The organism is Streptomyces sp. NPDC104581, assembly GCF_055583685.1.
In genome coordinates this window covers 29,571-48,150 of sequence record NZ_JBVJNN010000037.1, presented here as the reverse complement: position 1 = coordinate 48,150, position 18,580 = coordinate 29,571, and the positions used below count along the sequence as shown (strand labels likewise).

Below are 18,580 nucleotides of genomic sequence, written 5' to 3'. Positions count from 1 at the left end.
GACCCCGCCCCCCTCCCGCCGCCACCCGCGACGGTCACCGACCTCCGGGTCCCGTTCCTGCGGCGTCACGAGGCCGGTACGGCCCGGGGCCGCCTCCTGCGGGCAATCCTGGCGGTCGCCTGCCCCGGCCCCCGCGAGGGGACTCGCAGGGGCCGCCCCGGGGTCCGCCGCCGTCACCCGTAACGGTCACCGTCCCCCGGGTGCCCCTCCTGCGGGGCGATCCCGGCGTTCACCGGCCCCCGGGTCCCGCTCCTGCGGCGCCACGACACCGGCACGGCCCGGGGTCGCCTCCGGCGTGGTGATTCCGGCGGTCACCGACCCCGGCCCCCGGCTCCAGCGGGTGATCCTGGCGGTCGCCTGCCCCGATCCGCCTCGCGCCGCGAGGGCACCGGCACGGGCCGACCCCGTCTCCACCTCCCGCAGGTGACCCCGCCTCCCGCAGAGACAGGTCGTCCCCTTCCCGCGGGAGGGAAGGGGGACGCGCAGGGGTCGTGGCCGGACACTTGGGCTGATTTGTGGTGCGTGGACAACCCGGGTCGTCGGGTCCAACGAACCCTGCACGCGCCGTAAATCACGCCGTCCGGGCATGACCCCGGAGCGGCACCCGGCAACCGGCCCGCACCACCCAAGCCCGGCCGGCGATTGAGGCCACCCCACCGGCACCCCACCCCGGCCCGCAGGGACAGCACCCCGGCCCCGGGCGCCAGCCCGCAGACGCAGCCCGGCCGGCGATTGAGGCCGAACCCCGGCCCGCCACCCAACCGCACCGCGAGGACTTTTCACTCGTGCGTGACAAAGTATTTACGATCTCGACAGAAGTCTCTACTGTTTCGCTCAACGCGTTGATTGGTGGCGTACATGACAGGCCATCAGCCAACCCCGCACCGCCCGAACGCAGCATCCGCATCCGTTTTCAGACCTCCGTATCCGGATCGAAGGGCTCGCGCCCGGCGGTGAACGCCGCCCACGGGCCAGGGTGTTCTTCCCGGTGCGCGAAGTGCCAGGAGGAAGAATGGATCAAAGACCGAGCCGCCGGCTGCGCAGATGTCTGCTCAGCCTGCTCGCCGTCTCGTTCCTCACCACCGGACTCGTGTCGACCCCGGCCACCGCCGCCGACCCCGACGCCGTCGCGGCCGATCCCGTCGCCCGCGAACTCCCCCCGCAGGAGCCGGGCGTCACGCTGCGCGTCTTCGACGTGCAGGTGCCGCTGGACAAAATCTGCACCCTGAAACCCGGTCAGACCCCGAACGTGGACAAGCTGATGCCCACGATCGACTGGTCGTCGACCGAGGACTTCGGCGGGATCGGGGACAACTTCGTCTCCCAGGTCATCGGCAACGTAAACGTCCCGCAGGACGGCGACTACACGTTCCGGCTGACCAGTGACGACGGCTCACGTCTGCTGATCGACGACAAGGTCGTCATCGACCACGACGGTCTGCACGGCGCCGACCCCAAGGACGGTGCCGTCACCCTGACGGCAGGTCACCACGCTCTGCGTATCGACCACTTCGACCGTACCGGCGGTCAGAACATCACTCTCTCCTGGCAGCCCCCCGGCGCCTCCGGCTTCGCCGTCGTGCCCAACTCCGTGCTCAGCACGGACGCCGACGTCGTACGGGTGACGGCTCCCGGACGCAAGGAGTGCGAGGGTGTCAAGGACTCCCCCGGCGACGGTCTGCCCCTGACCGACGTGCACCCCAACTACACGCTCACCGATCTGCGGCCCAGCGGCTTCGAGCCGCAGGTCACGGCGATGGACTGGCTGCCCGACGGCCGCCTCGCGGTCACCACCTGGGGCGGCACGGACAACGAGACCGGCGAGGTCTACCTCCTCAGTGACGTCACGGGCAGCACCGGGCCGGAGAAGGTCAAGGCCAAGAAGGTGGCCGAGGGCCTCAAGGAGCCGCAGGGCATCAAGTACGTCGACGGCTCGCTGTACGTGTCGCAGAAGGACGAGCTGACGGAGCTTCAGGACACGGACGGCGACGACGTCACGGACACCTACCGGAAGGTCGCGACCTGGCCGTTCGGCGGGAACTTCCACGAGTTCGCGTTCGGGCTGCTCTACAAGGACGGCTTCTTCTATCTGAACCTGTCGGTCTCGATCAACCTCGGCGGGGCGACCACGGACCCGCAGCCCGCCAAGAACCGCGGCTCCACCATCAAGGTGAACAAGGAGACCGGCGAGGTCGGTTACGTCGCCGGTGGCCTCCGTACCCCCAACGGCATCGGCTGGGGTCCCGAGGGCGACATCTTCGTGACCGACAACCAGGGCGGCTGGCTGCCCTCGTCGAAGCTCGTGCACATCAAGCAGGACCGCTTCTTCAACCACTACACGAACCCCGCCGGCCCGTTCGACAACCAGCCGGTCACCAAGCCCGTGCTGTGGCTGCCGCAGAACGAGATCGCCAACTCCCCCAGCACACCGCTGCTGTTGGAGGAGGGACCGTTCGCCGGACAGATGGTCTTCGGTGACGTCACCTACGGCGGTCTCCAGCGCGGCTACCTGGAGAAGGTCAAGGGCGAGTACCAGGGCGCCGTCTTCCGTATGACCCAGGGCCTGGAAGCGGGAGTCAACCGCATCAGCATGGGCCCGGACGGTGCCATCTACGCGGGCGGTCTGGGCGCCGGCGGCAACTGGGGCCAGGAGGGCAAGCTCTCCTACGGCCTCCAGAAGCTGACGCCCAACGGCGACGACGCGTTCGACATCCTGGCGATGCGCGCGAAGCCGGGCGGCTTCGAGCTGGAGTACACCAAGCCGCTCTCCGCCGAGACCATCGCCGAACTGGTCGACCGCTACGAGGTCGAGCAGTGGTACTACGCCCCGACGCCCGACTACGGCGGCCCCAAGATCGACGAGGAGACGCTCGAGGTCCGGTCGGCCACCGTCTCCGCCGACGGCAAGAAGGTCACCCTCGCCATCGACGGACTCAAGTCCAACCGCGTGGTGCACGTGCGTTCGCCCCGGCCGTTCAGCGCCGAGGGCGGCGAGACGCTGTGGAGCACCGAGGCCTGGTACACCCTCAACTCGCTCGCCGGGGCCGATGAGCCGGTGAAGACGCTGTACGAGGCGGAGGAGGCCGCGCTGACCGGCGGTGCGCGGGTCGACACCGAGCACGCGGGCCACTCGGGCGGCGGTTTCGTCGACAGTTACGGCGAACAGGGCGCCATCACCACGTTCGACGTGCGGACGGAGCGGGCGGGCAAGTACGACGTGGCGCTGCGCTATGCCAACGGCCCGAATCCGTTCGTCGGCGACAAGACGGTGAGTCTCTATCTCAACGGCCGCAAGATGAAACAGACGGTCCTGCCGAGCACCGGGAAGTGGGACGGCTGGGCGACGGTGACCGAGTCACTGCCGCTGAGCCGTGGCGCCAACACCATCGCGTACCGCTACGACAGCGGTGACACCGGTCATGTCAATCTCGACCTGATCACCGTCCATCCCAAGGACAGCCGCATCACGCTGTTCGACGGGAAGGACCGGTCGCAGTGGCAGCACACCGATGGCAGCAACGTCCGCTGGCCGCTGGCCGACGACGGCGCGATGGAGGTCTGCTGCGGTGACATCCGCACCAAACAGGCGTTCAAGGACTTCAAGTTGCACGTCGAGTTCCGGGTGCCGCAACTGCCGCCGGATGTGACCGGCCAGGACCGCGGGAACAGCGGGGTGTATCTCCAGGACCGCTACGAGGTCCAGATCCTGGACTCGTTCGGCAAGGAGCCGCTGGCCGACAACGACGCGGCGGCGATCTATCTGAAGAAGGCCGCGGATCTCAACGCGTCGACGGCGCCCGAGACATGGCAGACGTACGAGATCACGTTCCGTGCCGCCCGCTTCGGCGCCGACGGGAAGAAGACCGAGGACGCCCGGATCAGCGTGGTGTGGAACGGCAAGACCGTCCACGACGACGTGGCCGTCGACGGTCCGACGGGTGCCGGCGCTCCGGAGTCCACCGCCACGGGCGCCATCCGGCTCCAGGACCACGGGAACAAGGTGCGTTACCGCAACATCTGGATCGAGCCGACGGCCTAGCCGGTCCGGACGCTCACCGCTGCGCCCTCCCCCGGTCGGGGAGGGCGCAGCGCTTTCGTCATGTTGACGATATGACGGGTTCTTCGATATCGTCATTACGACGAGAAGAGGTCATCATGGCTGACATCACCAAGCGCCTCGGCCGGCGCCATCTCCGCTCCGCCCCCACCGCCCACATCCGTCACCACCGGCGGGGCCGGCTCGTCCACGACGGTCCGGGGCTGAGCTTCTGGTTCCGTGCGCTGTCCGCCGCGCTCTCCGAAGTGCCGGTCAACGACCGGGAACTGGCGATGGCCTTCCACGCCCGCACCGCCGACTTCCAGGACGTCACCGTCCAGGCGACCGTCACGTACCGGATCAGCGACCCCGCGCTCGCCTCCGCGCGGCTGGACTTCTCCCTCGACCCCGACACCGGCTCCTGGCGCGGCGCCCCGCTCGAACAGATCTCGACCCTGCTCACCGGGACGGCCCAGCAGCACGCGCTGGACGTGCTGGCCCGTACGCCCCTGGCCGCCGCCCTCTCCGACGGCGTCGCCGCCGTACGCGACCGGATCGACGCCGGGCTCGCCGCCGAGCCCCGGCTGCCGGCCACCGGGCTGGAGGTGGTGACCGTGCGGGTCGTCGCCGTCCGGCCGGAGGCCGAGGTGGAGCGCGCGCTGCGCACACCGGCGCGCGAGCAGATCCAGCAGGAGGCGGACCGGGCGACATACGAACGACGCGCCGTCGCCGTGCAGCGGGAGCGCGCCATCGCCGAGAACGAACTCGCCAGCCAGATCGAACTGGCCCGCCAGGAGGAGCAGTTGGTCGAGCAGCGCGGCACCAACGCCCGCCGCGAGGCCGAGGAGAGCGCGGCGGCCGACGCCGTACGCACGGAGGCCGAGGCGGAGCGTCGGGTCCGGCTGGCCACCGCGGACGCCGAGGCGGCCCGCCGGACCGGTGAGGCACGGGCGGCGGCCCAGGCGCAGTGGCTGCGGGTGCACGGCGAGGCGGACGCGGCGACGCTGCGCGCGCTGGCCGTCGACCGGCTCGCGGAGAATCTGCCCCGCGTCGACAGCGTCACCGTCTCGCCCGATGTGCTGACCGGTCTGCTGGCGACGCTCGGACGGCGGGACGGGGAGCGGGCGTGACGCTCGCGCCGCGGGCGGTGCTCGTCCACCGCACCACCGAGTACGAGGAGTTGCTCGCCCGGCACGGCACCCACGGCCAGGCCGCGTTCTTCCTCTCCTCCCGCGGCCGGGACATCCGCGAGGTGGCCGAGCGGCACCACCGGACGCTGCGCGCGCTCGGCGACGTGGCGGCGGCCGTACCGCACCGGTGGCGGCAGAGCCGGGTCGAGCGCGCGGACCTGGACCGCTTCCTCTTCGGCCCGGAGGACGTCGTGGTGGTGGTCGGTCAGGACGGTCTGGTCGCGAACGCCGCGAAGTACCTGACCGGACAGCCCGTGGTGGGTGTCGACACCGACCCCGGACGCAATCCGGGCGTACTGGTCCGCCATCGCGCCGCCGACGCGGGCGCCCTCCTCAAGGCGGCCGTGAGCGTGGGGCACGGTGTCGAGGAACTCACCATGGTGGAGGCGGTGGCCGACGACAGCCAACGGCTGCTCGCGCTCAACGAGATCTGTCTGGGGCCACCGGGACACCAGACGGTGCGCTACCGGCTGAGCACCGCGGGCCAGGCGCCGCCCGCCCCCGAGGCGCAGGCGTCGTCCGGCGTACTCGTCGGCACGGGCACGGGCGCCACCGGCTGGCTTCGCTCGCTGTGGCACGAACGCTCCAGCACGCTCCCCCTGCCCGGCCCCGCCGACCGCACCCTGATCTGGTTCGTACGGGAGGCATGGCCCTCCCCGACGACCGGAACGTCCCTCGTGTCGGGCGGACTGACCTCCGCCGAACGGCTGCGCCTGACCGTCGAGTCCGATCGTCTGATCGCCTTCGGCGACGGCATGGAGTCGGACGCGCTGACCCTGACGTGGGGTCAGACGGTCGAAGTCGGCGTCTCACCGACGACCCTGCGCCTGCTGGGCTAGGTCGTGTCTGCAAAGTCCCGCCTGGCGACGGACGGCGCTACTTTGCAGACACGACCCAGGGCCGGGGCCCGAGGTCGTCCTCGGGGCCCCGGGGCGGGGCGGCTCAGTCCGCGAAGACGGCCAGACCGGAGAGCTGGCCCGCCGGCCAGCCGGTGTTGGCGGTGATCTGGACCCGCAGGTGGCGGACGGACGCCGGCGAGGCGAGGGTGACCGTCACCGTGTTCCCGTTCGACGGGTCGAAGACACGGGCGGCCGGGGCGCTCAGCGTCGTGAAGCCGGTCGCGTTCGTCGAGCCGAGTACGGACAGCGTCTGGCTGCGGGTGGCCCAGGCGGGGTTCGGCGGCAGCGAGAGGACGACCCGTCGCACCGGCAGGGTGGAGCCGAGGTCGACCTGGATCCACTGCGGGAACGAGTTGTTGGCACTCTCCCAGTAGCTGTGGCCGTCGCCGTCCACGGCGTTGCCGGGCCCGTAGTTCTGTGTCTGGCCGCTCGCGCTCACCGGCCTGCGCAGCGCCAGGTCGCCCGTGGGCGGGTTGGGGCCGCCACCGCCCACGACCGGCGGTGTGGGGCGGGTCGCGGTCAGTGCCAGCTCGCCCTTCAGCATCCGCCCGCCGTCGCCCGTGAGCCGCAGGTAGTAGTCCGCCGAGCAGGCCGTGCCGTCCTCGTCCAGCGCCCTGATCCCGGACCCGGCCGGGACGTGCGCGGCGGTCTCCGCGGTCTTGGCGATCTGGTTGCCCTCGTTGAACTCGTCGAACATCGAGATGTAGATGCCCTGCACGCCGATCCGGCACATGTTGTAGAACTGCCGCCACATGAAGTCGCCGTGGGCGCGGTGCCCCGACTGGAGGTCGCCGGGCAGGACGCACGGCTGGTAGTCGATCCCGTGGGCGTCGCAGTGCGCCTGGTCGGGCGTGTTGACGTTGGCGTGGAAGTTGTCGGCGCCCGCGATGTCCCCGATCCGGCCGACCATCCACGGCGAGAGCATGTCGAAGGCGTGGTACACGTCCAGATATCCGGGCCGTGAGTCCTCGATGCCGCGCCGCCAGTGCGTGGGCACCCCGCCCATCACGTAACAGCCGTCCGCCTTGAACCAGTTGACGACATCGAGGCAGACCGCCGCCGACCAGGTCTTGTTGGGCTCGTTGAAGCCGAAGCCCCAGATACCGACGACCGGTTTGCCGTTCTGCCGGGCGTAGGCGGGGGACGCGGTGAGCACCTTCATCTTGGCGAGCCAGTCCGCCTTCATCTCGGGCTGCATGTCGGTCCACGCGGTGGCGTCGTACATGACGTAGAACTTGCGCCCGTACTTCTCTGCGGCACCGCGGACCTTGAGCGCCATGGCGTCGCGGGTCGCGCCCTCGCCGCCGTTGGGGTTGAAGCGCTGGAGGGCGGCGGTGTCGATGCCGAACTGGCGCATCCAGGAGAAGTGCGTGTCGACGGTCTGCTGGTCGTAGGAGGAGAACAGCGAGGCCGGCTGTCCGTTGCCGAGCGCCGGGTAGGCGGTCCGGTAGGTGCGGGTGTAGTCGCTCAGGTCGGGCCAGCTCACGATCGCCGTGTTGCCGGGGGACGGCGGCTGGCCCCAGTTCTGCGACCAGTGCCACCAGCCGTTGATCGGCGCGCCGTCACCGGAGCAGGCGAACCAGCCCTGGTAGCCGACGGTGATCTTGCCGACGACGTCTCCGGGCGGTGAGGCCGCCGCCTGTGCGGTCCGGGTCTGGGCGGCCAGTCCTGCCGCCGCTCCGGCACCGGCTATCGCGGACGCGATGACGGTACGTCTGGAAAGGGCCACGGGGTTCCTCGCAATCGGCTCTGCGTGTGGAGGTGCGGGGAAGTGCGGCATGCGGCGGCATGCGGGTGCGGCGCGCGGCGCACGCGTCCCGGCGCACGCCGCGGCCCTCCACAACGTAGGGACATGACAGTCCACCGGCAAGACAGAAGGCTGAAATTTCGCGACGGAACCACGTCATGCACTGTCATGGCTAGCGAAATTCCCGCTCAGGCCTGGCAGTTGTCGTTGCCGCACGCCCGCGCACGGCGCAACGGCGCACGACAGGGCAGCGGGACAGCGCGCGGAAGGTCAGTCCGGCGAGATACGGTCGGCACGGTCCGCACCCCCGCCGCCCGAGAGGGTGGGTCAGGCCCACTGCCGCGGAAGAGGCGGACGCGAGTGGTCCTGCCGACGCCGCAGTTCTTCCAACGCGACGCGGTGACGGTGAAGTTGACGGAACGACAGCAACGTGAGCACGGGGAACGCGAGGACACCGGCCGTGCTGGTCAGCAGCGTCTGCTCACCGGGGTGTCCCGCCCACAGGGCGGAGACGAGGCACGCGACGGCCAGCACGGACATACCCGCGTACGCCCATCGCACCCAGGTCAGCATTCCTGCCTGTTCCTCGGTCAACGGATAGGTGGTCATTCGCCTCGCCTACCCGAAAACAACGCGGCTACCCACTCACGGTCGCCGTCACACTCGCCGGCCGCGGCCGATTCAGGTCACCGTCGGAGCGGGCGTTCGAGGCCGGGGCCGCGTCAGACGACCTCGCCCGCGCACGCCCCGTGGGCACCGCACGCGTAGCAGGTGTAGCGCATGCACCCGGTGCACAGGCCGATGTTCTCCAGCCGGTAGGTGTCCCGGCAGCCCTCGCACTCGGCCCGCTCCCGGAGCATGGCCTCCCAGCCCTCCCTGCCGCCGATGAAGTCGTACGAGGCGGCGACGTACTCCGACCACCCGATGTCGTGCTCCGCCCAGCGCCTGCCGTACCAGGAGTACAGCGCGAAGAACGCCTTGCCGGTCACCAGGTGATCGCTGCCGCGGCCGTCGCGTATCCACTCCTCGACCAGCCCGCCGACGCGTTCCTCCAGTGGTGGTCCGGGGCCGAGAACGACGCGGTTGTTCCTCATCGCCGCATTATGCGGTCGGACACGCCTCCCCGACAGGCTCGGAATCAGCCTGCCGGGGAGGCACGTCCGGCCCTCGTACCGGTCGGTGGACCGCGTCAGCGGACGACGTCGGCGAGCGGCGTCGCGGGGCGGCCCGTCAAGCGGGTGACCCCGTCGCCGACCCCGTCCAGTTCGCCCGCCGCGACAGCGGTGTACGTGGAGACCCAGGCGTCGAGCTGCCAGTCGGGGGCGCCGTACGAGGCGCGGGAGAGATACGCCTCCTCGACGGATTCCGGCCGGTAGGTGACCGTGCGGCCGGTGGCCGTCGTCAGGACCGCGGCGATCTCGTCGAAAGTCAGGGCCTCCGGGCCGGTCAGGTCATAGGTGGCGCCGACGTGTTCGGGGGCGCGGGTGAGCACGTTGACGGCGGCGTCGGCGATGTCGTCCTGGGCGACGACGGCGGCGCGCCCCCGGCCGGCCGGGCCGCGGATGACACCGTCGTCACCGACGAGGCCGGGCGTGAAGTCGGCGTACAGGTTGTCGCGCAGGAAGGTGAACGGTACGCCGCTGGCGCGGATGTACTGCTCGGTGTGCCAGTGGTCGCGGGCGAGTGTGAACGTGGCGTCGGGCGCGGCTCCGTAGAAGGAGATGTAGACGAGGTGACCGACGCCGGCCTCGGCGGCGGCGTCGACGAACGCGCGGTGCTGGTCCAGCCGGTCGGCGCTCTCGGAGGCGGACACCATCAGGACCCGGTCCACGCCACGGCCCGCACCCGTCAGCGCGCGGACGATGTCGTCGCGGTCGCCGTAGGCGCCGGGGACAGCCGTGGCGCCCGGCAGTCGCGGGGCGCGGGCCGGGTCACGGGCGATCAGCGTCTGCGTGACGCCGCCGGCGGCCAGCCGGCGGGCGACGCGCCCGCCGAGGCGGCCGGTGGATCCGGTGACGGCGAAGGCGGTGTCCGGCGGGGGGCCGGGCGGGTGGAACGGCATGGTGCTCCTGACACGGGAGGGGCGGGCGGTCGATCCGTACCCCGCAGGAATACCAGCCGCCGGGGAAAACCCGGTGCCCCACCCGTGGTGTCGCTCGTACACTCGCCACGAACTCGCGCGCCGTACACCGCGGGCGTGCACCGTGACCAGTGAGGGGAGACCTGCCGTGCGCCACCGCACCGCTGTTGTCGTCCCCCCGGCACGGTACGAGGTGATCCTGGTGTCTCCCGGCGCCCGGCTCCGGCTGCGCGGCCGGTACCGGATCTCCGTGACGAACGTCTGATTTCCCGTCAACTCGCTGCGTGAGCAGTCTTGTTGGGCCCGGCCCCGGCAACTCACCACGCACCGCGCCACGGGCTTCGTCCGGCAATCGCGACGACCTCTTCCATGGATCATCCCGAAAGGCTCGGGCCGTGCGTACCGACGTGCACCGTCACCCCACCACTCCCCTCACCGATCCGCTCGACGCCGTCCGGAACCTGGGCATTCTCGCCCACGTCGACGCCGGCAAGACCACCGTCACCGAGCGGATCCTCTATCTCACCGGCACCACCCACAGGCGTGGCGAGGTCCATGACGGCACGACCGTCACGGACTTCGACCCGCAGGAGCGCGACCGCGGCATCACCATCTTCGCCGCGGCCGTGAGCTGCTCCTGGGACGGTCACCGGATCAACCTCATCGACACTCCGGGCCATGTGGACTTCGCCGACGAGGTGGAGCGTTCGCTGCGCGTCCTCGACGGCGCGATCGCGGTGTTCGACGCGGTCGCCGGGGTCGAGCCGCAGAGCGAGTCGGTGTGGCGGCAGGCGGACCGGCACGGGGTGCCCCGGATCGCGTTCGTCAACAAGCTGGACCGCGCGGGCGCCGATCTCGACGCGGCCGTCGAGTCGATCCGGGAGCGGCTGCATCCGGCGCCGCTGGTGGTGCAGTTGCCGATCGGTACGGAGGACGGCTTCACCGGCGTGGTGGATCTGCTCCGCATGCGCTCGCTCGTCTGGTCCGGCGGTGACACGGACTCCTGCGAGGAGGGCCCGGTGCCCGACGCACTGGTGGCGGAGGCGCTGCGGCGCCGCGGGCTGCTGGAGGAGGCGGTGGCGGAGCTGCATCCGCTCGCGCTGGAGGAGTTCTGCGCGGAGTCGACGCTCAGCGCGCGGACGCTGGTCCGCGCACTGCGTGATCTGACCCGTACCGGGGAGGGTGTCGTGGTGCTGTGCGGTTCGGCGTACCGCAACCGGGGGATCGAGCCGCTGCTGGAGGCCGTTGTCGCCTATCTGCCGTCGCCGCTGGACGTACCGGCGGTGCGCGGGACGCACGGCGGCGTGGTCCAGGAGCGGTCCGCCGACCCGGCGGGCCCGTTCGCGGCGCTGGTGTTCAAGGTCAACTCGACCTCCACGGGCCGGCTGACGTTTCTGCGCGTGTACTCGGGGTCGGTCGGAAAGGGAGAGGCGGTGCTGGACGTGGGTACGCGGCGTACCGAGCGCGTCGGCCGGATCCTGCGGGTCCGGGCGGACCGCCACGCGGAGGTGGACCGGGCGGTGGCCGGGGACATCGTGGCGGTGGTCGGGGTCAAGGCCGCCCGCGCGGGCGCCACCCTGTGCGCACCGGCGTCCCCGCTGGTGCTCGAACCCACGGCCGCCGCCGATCCGGTGGTCTCCGTGGCGGTCGAGGCACGCAGCCGTACCGATGTCGGGCGGCTGGTGTCGGCGCTGGCACGGCTGGTCGAGGAGGACCCCTCGCTGGTGGTCCGCACCGATCCCGAGACCGGTCAGACGGTGCTGTCGGGGATGGGTGAGCTGCATCTGGAGGTCGCGGTGGAGAAGGTCCGCCGCGCCCACGGGCTGGAGATCGGCGTCGGCAGGCCGAGGGTGGCCTACCGGGAGACCGTCGCGCGGGGTGTGTCGGGTCTGGTGTACCGGCACGTCAAGCAGGACGGCGGGGCCGGGCAGTTCGCCCATGTCGTCATCGACACCGAGCCGTTGGAGGTGGCGGACGGGTCCGGCGCGGGCCCCGGCACCGACGCCCGTGACCACGGGGCCGGCTTCGCGTTCCGGTCGACGGTCGTGGGCGGGCGGGTGCCCCAGGAGTACGTCCGGGCGGTCGAGGCCGGCTGCCGGGACGCGCTCGCCGAGGGGCCGCTCGGCGGTCATCCGGTGACGGGCGTACGGGTCACCCTGACCGACGGGGCCGTGCACTCCAAGGACTCGTCGGAGATGGCGTTCCGCACGGCCGGGCGGCTCGCGCTCCGCGAGGCGCTGCGGGCCGGTGCGATGGTGCTGCTGGAGCCGGTGGCCGAGGTCGCCGTGACGGTCCCCGACGAAGCCGTCGGCGGGGTGCTCGGCGATCTGGCGGCCAGGCGCGGCCGGGTCTCGGGGTCGGCCGCCCGTGCCGGCACGACCGTGGTCACCGCGACCGTGCCGCTGGCCGAACTCTTCGGCTACGCGACGCGGTTGCGCAGCCGGACGCAGGGCCGGGGCACGTTCACGGCCCGCCCGACCGGTTACGCCCCGGCGCCGGCCCCGGTACCGGGCGCGTAGCCGGGCACCGGACCGGACTCCGGCCCCGGCGCGCGGCCGGGGGACACCGCCGGCTTCGGTGGTGTCCCCCGGTGGCCCCGCCCGCGTACGGGCGGGGCCACCCGCTCCGGCGCGTCGTCAGCGCACCGGCGCGCCCGGCCCGAGCGGGATGCCGAGCGCCCACCACGCCAGGAACAGCAGCGTCCAGGCGACGGTCATCGTGACGGCGAGCGGCAGCGTGTACGACGCGAGGGTGCCGATGCCCGCGCTCTTGCGGTACCGCTGGAGGAAACCGAGCGCCATCAGGAAGTAGGGACTCATCGGTGTGATGGCGGTGGAGCCGGAGTCCGCGATCCGGAACAGCGCCTGTGTGGTCTCCGCCGGCACGCTCACCAGCATGAGCATCGGGACGAGGACCGGCGCGGCCAGCGCCCACATCGCCGAGCCGCTGGTGACCATCACGTTCACCAGGGTCAGCAGGAGCAGGATCATCAGGAAGACGACCACGATGGGCAGTCCGCTGGACTGGAGTGCCTCGGCGGCCCTGACCGCGAGGACGTCACCGATGTGGGTCCAGTCGAAGTACGCGAGGAACTGGGCGATCGCGAAGAAGAGCACCAGTACGGGCGCCATCTGCTTGATGCCCTCGCCCATCAGCCTCGGGACGTCGGCGGCCTTCTCGATCGAACCGGAACGCGTGCCGTAGACGATGCCCACCAGGCCGAAGAGGAAGGCGACGACGGCCGCGATCCCGTCGAGGAACGGTGACTCCACGATGCTGCCGCCCTCACCGCGCAGCGGCGACGAGGCGGGCAGGAGCGCCGCGGTCAGCACGACGGCGGCGGCCAGCAGCGTGTACACGGCGCGGCGCAGTGCGGAGCGTTCCCGCTCCGAGAGGCTGAGCTGTCCCAGGTCGTCCAGGTCGGCGTCCGGGTCGGCGTCCAGGTCCGGCCGCTTGCTGAGCACGTACTTGGTCACCAGCGTGATCACGACGGCGAGCAGGAACGAGGAGGCTATGTTGAAGAACCAGTTGCTCAGCGGGGAGACGTAGGCGTCGTCACCGCCGACGATCTGCGCGGCGGCCGTGGTGATGCCCGCGAAGATGGCGTCGTTGGGTGTGGGCAAAGGGCTGGCGTCGTACCCGGAGGCGATCGCGGTGTAGGCGACGACGACGCCGAGGATCGGTGACTTGCCGACCGCGCGGAAGGCCAGGCCGCCGAGCGGCACGAGGATGATGTAGGCGGCGGCGGAGGCGACGTGGGCGACGGTGCCCGCGAACGCCACCGCGAACACGACCCATGACGCGGGGACGCGGGAGACACCGACCTTCATCAGCGCGGCGAGGAATCCGCTGCGTTCGGCGACGGCGACACCCATGATGACGACGACGATGGTCGCCATCGGCGGGAAGGTGGCGAAGTTCTCGATCATCGTCGAGACCGCCATGGCGAGTCCGTCGCCGCTGAGGAGGTTCTGTACGGCGACGGTCTTGTCGTCGGCCGGTGAGACCACGGAGACGTCCGCCGCCGCGAGGACGGCGCTGACGACGGCGAGGATCCCGGACAGGATCCAGAACAGCCAGAAGGGGTGCGGAAGCGCGTTGCCGGCGCGTTCGATGACGCCCATGGCGCGGATGATCAGGGGCAGTCGGGGCTCGGTGGGGGTCTGGCCCGAGGTGCCCGGTGCGCCGGGCGTGCCTGGTGGTGCGGGAGTCGGGGTGCTCATGAGCGGTTCTCCTTACTCGGTTCCCGCGTCAGCGGACGACGGCTCTCGGGGTCCGGTACTGGCGCAGGAACGTCCACATCACCTCGTGCGCCTCGATGGTCTGCGTGGTGTATCCCCCACCGCTGTAGCTGTCGGCGCCGGGCCAGGTGTGCCCGCCGTCGGTGACGGCGACGTGGCGCACCTCGGCGCCGCGGTCGCAGCCGCTGTACCGGGTGGTGGTGATGTCCGGTTCGGTCGTGCTGGTCCTGGGGCGCGAGCGGCAGTCGTTGCGGTCGGCCCAGGCGGCGGTCCAGTCGGGGATCGCGGGCAGTCCGCGCTCGGGGTCGCCCGCGTAGGGGATGGTGACGTCGCCGGTGCCGTGGAAGTCGATGACGGGGACGGGGCGCGAGGGGCGGCAGTTCTCGCCGGTCCCGGGGTAGAAGGCCCCGGCCACGGGGGCGATGGCGGCGATCCGCTCGGACATGCGGCAGGCGAGCAGGCCGGTGAGGCCGGCGCCGTTGGACTTGCCGGTGGCGTACACACGGCGCTCGTCCACGCAGAGGGTGCGCCGCAGTTCGTCGATCAGGTCGCCGGTGAAGGCGACGTCGTCCACGCCGGCCGCGGCGTACGGCGCGCCCTGCCAGGCCTGCCGGTCGCCGTCGCCGGTGCCGATCACGCCGTTGGGGTACGCCACGATCGCGGGCAGGCCGGACAGGCCGGAGAACTCCTCCGTACCGGCGCCGGTGTTGCCGCGGCCGTGGAAGGCGAGCACGACGGGCCAGTCGTGCCGAGGGGTGTAGTCGGCGGGCAGATGGAGCTGGTACGTACGGGAGAGCCCGCCGCTCGCGACGGTACGCGACTCGCTGGTGCCCGGCTGCTGGGGTGCGGGCTGCCGGCAGCCGTCGGCGGACGCGGGCCGGGCGGCGGGAGCGGCGGCCGTCGCCGTGACGGGGGCCAGTGCCGAGCCGACGAGGACGAGTCCGGCCGTGGCCACGGTGGTACGGAACAGGGCGCGGGCACGCCGGTTGGGGCGTCGGCCGCCGAACGGGGTCTGCTTCATCGCAGGCTCCTTCTGCCGTACGGCGCGCGGGCTCGTACGGCTCACTGAGGGACGGGGGTGCGGGTGCGGGGGAACGGGCGCGCGCGGGGCTTCGGCGCGCGGGGAGCGGTGACGGGTGAGGGGCGTGCGCCGCGGGGTGCGGGCGGCACGCGGGGAAGTGGTGGTGCGGGAGGGGGCCTTGGGGGCGGCCCCGCTCAGGCGTCCACCCACTCCTTGACGAAAGCGGCGATGCGGGACACGGCCGTGTCCACCACGGCCTGCCCGGCGGCGGCGGTCGCACGGCGCGGGTCGCCGAGGACGCCGTTGGGGCTGAGGCGGTCGTAGCCCACCGTGAGCGCGGGATGGCCGCGCCGGGAGAGCCGGGAGAGCGGATCGAGGTCGGCGGTGGCCGTCGGTCCGGAGGCGAGCAGTTCGGTGCGCACGAGATGGGGCGCGAGGTGCAGCATCTGTGCGGTCTCGGCCTCGCCGCTGTGTCCGTGCACCTCGCCGACACGCATGTCCGCCACCGCGTCGGGCGCCAGTGCGGTGAGCGGCGTCCACGCGAACTGGAGGTCGGGACGGCTGACGAGGAGGTCCTGCGCGACGGTACCCAGGGTGGCGTTGTTGCCACCGTGACCGGTCACGACGAGTATCTTCCGCCAGCCGTGCCGGTACAGGCTGTCGACGTACTCCCGGACGACGGCGGCGAACGTCGTGGTGGTGAGCGTCACCGTGCCGGCGAAGGCCAGATGGTGCGGGGACACCCCGACGGGCAGGGAGGGGCCGATCACCGCGCGTCCGCCGAGTTCGGCGGCCACGAGGTCCGACACCGCCTCCGCGCGGAGGGTGTCGGTCGCCATGGGCATGCCCGGGCCGTGCTGCTCGAAGGCGCCGGCCGGCAGGATCACCACCGGGCTCGACGTCACGGCGTCGGCCGCCTCGACCGTCGTCATCTCGGCGAGCCGGGTGGGCCGTTCGGACGGCGGGAGGGTCGGGAGGGGCTGTTCGGAGCTCACTGCTGTGCGCCTTCCTGGAGCGTGGCCGAAGCGACCGGTGTGGCCGGGACGGCCGAAGTGGCCGGGACGGCCGAAGTGGCCGGCGAATCACGGCCGTTGCCGGCGCCGCCGTCCGGGCCGCCGTCGCCACCGGTCTCCGGCTCGTCCCCCGGGAAGTCGGCGGCGAGGACGGCCTCCCGGATCGCCACCAGATGCGTACGGGTCAGCCGCTCGGCCGCCGCCGCGTCCCCGTCCCGCACCGCGTCGAGGATCTCCAGGTGCTCGGCGTGGTCCCGGGCCCGGTCGTTGTAGCGGTGCCGGATCTCCACCTGGTCGTGGGCGCGGACCTGGAGCAGCGCCTCGACGGCCTCGCGGAGCAGGGTGTTGCCGCTGGCCGCCGCGAGTGCCACGTGGAAGTGCGCGGCGCGGCGCAGTGATTCCTCCGGCGGGTGCAGCGCGTTGGCCGCGGCCGACTCCAACTCCCGTACGGCTTCGGCCATCCGCACGGTCGCCGCCGCGGCGGCGACCGCCGGTTCGAGCACGAGCCGGGCCTCGACCAGCTCCAGCACGGAGGCGCGGGTACTGCGCGGCAGATGCGGGTTGGCCATCAGCCGCCGCCCGATACCCGGGCCCACGTAGGTGCCGGAACCGTGCCGGAACTCCACCACCCCGGTGGCCTCCAGCCTGCGCAGGGCCTCGCGCACCGTGGGTGTGGTGACGCCGAAGCGGCGGGCGAGGTCACGGGAGGACGCCAGCGCGTCCCCGTGACCGAGGCGTTCCGAACGGATGATCTCGACGATGTTGTCCGCCAGACGCTCGGACAACGACAGCTCACTGCGACTCATAAAGTGAATAGATCACTTGATCTCTGAGGGTGTCAATGGCCGGGACGGCATCAATCGGCCACGATCCACGGCGGACCCGGCGGCAGTGGCGGCCTCGCCACCCTGAGTGATCCCAGAGCGGTGGTGGGGGGGGGGAGAAGGGGGCAAGGGGAGGGGGGGGACGGGGGGGGGGGGGTGGGGGGGGGGGGGGGGGGGGGCGGGGGGGGGGGGGGGGGGGGGGGGGGGCCCCCCCCCCCCCCCCACCGCCGTAAAGAACACGCTCCCCCGAAGGCTTCACGGCGCGAGGGCCGCCCTTGCGCGGAAAGCCGCGCCGGGGCTCATCCGACCTGTTCGCGGACGCTCTCGACACTGCCGCAGTCCGCCGCCAGCTGCCTGGCCCGCTCCTCGGTGAAGGCGACGCCGAGTTCGGCGCGGCGCTCGGCGCCGACGTTCTCACGGGCGCCGTTGAGGATGGTCCGCTCCTCCTCGTCGAGATGGTGCGTCACCGCCTGGACCAGCTTCTCCAGCTTCTCGTCCCACTCCTCCGAACCGACCTCGTCGGTCTCCAGGAGGTCGAGCAGCGCCTCGTTGCCCTCGTCGTGCTCCTCCTCGCCGTGCTCGACCTCGGCGTCGTCGATGTTCTTGAAACGCCGCAGGGCCGGGTAGACCTCCGTCTCCTCGGCGCGGGCGTGGGCGATCAGCAGCCCCGCGAACTCGCGCAGCGCCGCGGCGCGGTCCGCCTCCACACTGCGCATCCGGCGGAACAGGTCCTCCATCGTCCGGTGGTCGCGGAGGATCAGTGCCACGACGTCGTGCTCGGTCTCCATGGGGCTCCCTCTGTCGGCTCGTGTTCCCCTCGTGCCCGCTCATGTGCCCACTCGCGCCCCCACAATCCGTGGCCCCCCAGCACCGAACCACCCAGGGGACATATGGGGCGTATTCTGAAGATCTCTCGTACTGTTCCTGGCCGGGTGCCCGAAATCCCGCCGCCAGGTGTACGAGAGCCGGGCCGGGCACCCGCAGGGGGCGGGCCCCGGAGCCGTCGGACGACGCTCCGGAAGCGCGCACGCTGGAGCCCCTTCTGGAAAGGATCGAGTCATGGCCGACGAGTCACGAGGCGACGACGTCTACCAGCCCGAGAACTCGGACGTGCGAAACGGCCCCTCCGACGATCTCGATCTGGAGAACGTGATGGACGAACGCGGCCTCGACGACATGATGACCGAGGGATACTCCCCGCCCGAGCGCCCTCTCGGTGTCGACAAGTACGGAGTCACCGACGAGGAGCAGCACGAGGGCGAGTCCCTGGACCAGCGGCTCGCCCAGGAGGCCCCGGACGTGCGGCCGGAGCCGGGCGACGAGGTCGGTGACGTGCCCGGCGGGGAGGGCGAGCCCCTGGACCCGGAGGCCGGAGACGTACGGGCGGGACGACTGGAGGCGGTGGACGACATCGCGCCCCGCCGCCACTCGCACGTGTCGGCCCGCGACGTCGGGATCGACGGGGGCGCGGCGTCGGCCGAGGAGGCCGCCATGCACGTCTCGCCCGACGAGGACATGCCGTAGGACAG

Annotated in this window: 14 protein-coding genes; 5 read left to right on the top strand and 9 right to left on the bottom strand. The window is 71.8% G+C overall.

Annotated elements, in window-relative coordinates:
* Positions 1 to 1,012: 1,012 nt before the first annotated feature.
* The 3 genes from ACZ61E_RS25515 (at position 1,013) to ACZ61E_RS25505 (ending at position 6,065) form a co-directional block, all read left to right on the top strand.
* On the top strand, positions 1,013 to 4,039 hold the full coding sequence (locus ACZ61E_RS25515) for a 3-keto-alpha-glucoside-1,2-lyase-like domain-containing protein (RefSeq protein WP_469702193.1): 3,027 nt from the start codon (positions 1,013 to 1,015) through the stop codon (positions 4,037 to 4,039).
* 116 nt (positions 4,040 to 4,155) lie between these two features.
* Positions 4,156 to 5,166: an SPFH domain-containing protein gene (locus tag ACZ61E_RS25510; RefSeq protein WP_469702192.1), complete on the top strand. Its 1,011-nt coding sequence runs from the start codon at positions 4,156 to 4,158 to the stop codon at positions 5,164 to 5,166.
* The gene (locus tag ACZ61E_RS25505) at positions 5,163 to 6,065 is read left to right on the top strand and encodes a hypothetical protein (protein ID WP_469702191.1); all 903 of its coding nucleotides are present in this window, start codon (positions 5,163 to 5,165) and stop codon (positions 6,063 to 6,065) included. Before ACZ61E_RS25510 ends, ACZ61E_RS25505 begins: the two co-directional genes overlap by 4 nt.
* A 103-nt stretch (positions 6,066 to 6,168) precedes the next feature.
* On the opposite strand, the gene ACZ61E_RS25500 is transcribed toward ACZ61E_RS25505, so the two are convergent.
* From ACZ61E_RS25500 to ACZ61E_RS25485, 4 genes are all read right to left on the bottom strand, one after another.
* Complete coding sequence (locus ACZ61E_RS25500) at positions 6,169 to 7,854, bottom strand: glycoside hydrolase family 99 protein (protein WP_469702190.1); 1,686 nt, start codon at positions 7,852 to 7,854, stop codon at positions 6,169 to 6,171.
* A gap of 345 nt (positions 7,855 to 8,199) precedes the next feature.
* Entirely contained in the window at positions 8,200 to 8,481 is a 282-nt protein-coding gene (locus tag ACZ61E_RS25495; protein WP_469702189.1) for a hypothetical protein, read from the bottom strand.
* Positions 8,482 to 8,594: 113 nt separating this feature from the next.
* Positions 8,595 to 8,966: a hypothetical protein gene (locus tag ACZ61E_RS25490; RefSeq protein ID WP_469702188.1), complete on the bottom strand. Its 372-nt coding sequence runs from the start codon at positions 8,964 to 8,966 to the stop codon at positions 8,595 to 8,597.
* Positions 8,967 to 9,061: 95 nt separating this feature from the next.
* Positions 9,062 to 9,934: an SDR family oxidoreductase gene (locus tag ACZ61E_RS25485; protein WP_469702187.1), complete on the bottom strand. Its 873-nt coding sequence runs from the start codon at positions 9,932 to 9,934 to the stop codon at positions 9,062 to 9,064.
* A gap of 413 nt (positions 9,935 to 10,347) precedes the next feature.
* Here ACZ61E_RS25485 and fusA point away from each other — a divergent pair, with 413 nt between their 5' ends.
* The gene (gene fusA / locus ACZ61E_RS25480; protein ID WP_469702186.1) at positions 10,348 to 12,471 is read left to right on the top strand and encodes an elongation factor G; all 2,124 of its coding nucleotides are present in this window, start codon (positions 10,348 to 10,350) and stop codon (positions 12,469 to 12,471) included.
* Between the two features lie 117 nt (positions 12,472 to 12,588).
* On the opposite strand, the gene ACZ61E_RS25475 is transcribed toward fusA, so the two are convergent.
* The 5 genes from ACZ61E_RS25475 to ACZ61E_RS25455 all read right to left on the bottom strand — a co-directional run bounded on the left by ACZ61E_RS25475 (position 12,589) and on the right by ACZ61E_RS25455 (position 17,839).
* Positions 12,589 to 14,175 carry an AbgT family transporter gene (locus tag ACZ61E_RS25475; protein WP_469702185.1) on the bottom strand — a complete coding sequence of 529 codons (1,587 nt, stop codon included), beginning with the start codon at positions 14,173 to 14,175 and terminating at the stop codon, positions 12,589 to 12,591.
* Positions 14,176 to 14,203: 28 nt separating this feature from the next.
* Positions 14,204 to 15,214 carry a CE1 family esterase gene (locus tag ACZ61E_RS25470; RefSeq protein WP_469702184.1) on the bottom strand — a complete coding sequence of 337 codons (1,011 nt, stop codon included), beginning with the start codon at positions 15,212 to 15,214 and terminating at the stop codon, positions 14,204 to 14,206.
* Positions 15,215 to 15,408: 194 nt separating this feature from the next.
* Positions 15,409 to 16,209 carry a creatininase family protein gene (locus ACZ61E_RS25465; RefSeq protein ID WP_469702183.1) on the bottom strand — a complete coding sequence of 267 codons (801 nt, stop codon included), beginning with the start codon at positions 16,207 to 16,209 and terminating at the stop codon, positions 15,409 to 15,411.
* Positions 16,206 to 17,033, bottom strand: coding sequence for a FadR/GntR family transcriptional regulator (locus tag ACZ61E_RS25460; protein WP_469702182.1), 828 nt, complete (start codon positions 17,031 to 17,033; stop codon positions 16,206 to 16,208). Before ACZ61E_RS25460 ends, ACZ61E_RS25465 begins: the two co-directional genes overlap by 4 nt.
* A 317-nt stretch (positions 17,034 to 17,350) precedes the next feature.
* Entirely contained in the window at positions 17,351 to 17,839 is a 489-nt protein-coding gene (locus ACZ61E_RS25455) for a hemerythrin domain-containing protein (RefSeq protein WP_469702181.1), read from the bottom strand.
* A 271-nt stretch (positions 17,840 to 18,110) separates the two neighbouring features.
* Here ACZ61E_RS25455 and ACZ61E_RS25450 point away from each other — a divergent pair, with 271 nt between their 5' ends.
* Positions 18,111 to 18,575, top strand: coding sequence for a DUF5709 domain-containing protein (locus tag ACZ61E_RS25450; protein ID WP_469702180.1), 465 nt, complete (start codon positions 18,111 to 18,113; stop codon positions 18,573 to 18,575).
* Positions 18,576 to 18,580: the final 5 nt, after the last annotated feature.